Genomic DNA, 700 nt, shown 5'->3' on the forward strand with positions numbered 1-700 from the left:
GAGCAAGACTTTGGAGTTGACCTTGGGTGACAAAAAATGGGGTGGTGTCAATAGCCACCTGGGTGAGTATGTGATGTGAGAAGGATGGTACCCCATCCTGTTGGCGAAGATGCAATCACCAACAAAAAAATTTGGTAAGCACCCTGAACCGACTTGAGGGTGTGTCAGGATGCATGAGCAGACTCAGCCTTTTATCTTCGGCCTCACTGGCACACGCTTGAAGATCAGAGGCAGTCATATAACCCTGTCCCCATTATCAGCTTGAGAACACGGGCACTCTTGCACGTCAAAAAAATGTACCCATTGGAAGCGGCGCTAGGGCCAAGCGGCTTGTCGCTGTCAATCTTATCGACAGGCTGGTGTTTCCTTCGTTCCCTTTCGTCTTTCAACTCGTCTTAGGAAGGAAACAAGATAAAGTAGGACAAGACAAGTAGGGAGGTTAGTGTTATAATCTTATCCACGGCCATAGCCTTCATACAGCACCCTGCCCCGTCCGATCCAGGAAGTTAAGCTGAAGAGCGCTCGGTTAGTACCACGGTGGGGGACCACGTGGGAATCCCGGGTGCCGTGGTTCTTCTCTTTTTGCTTTTTGCCTGTTACATCATCATCATCTTAAAGAGGAAGAGTAAAAGGGAGGATAAAGGAAAGGCAGGTCTGCAGAAAAGGTGAGAAGAACGGGAAAAGAGAGAGAGAGCGAGAG

Annotated in this window: 1 rRNA gene; it reads left to right on the plus strand. The window is 49.1% G+C overall.

The window, feature by feature from the left end:
- The first annotated feature begins 455 nt into the window (after positions 1-455).
- Positions 456-574 (plus strand): 5S ribosomal RNA (gene rrf, locus ACYVJ3_RS16620).
- The last annotated feature ends 126 nt before the right edge of the window (positions 575-700 follow it).

It is taken from the genome of Nocardioides montaniterrae (genome assembly GCF_054782655.1).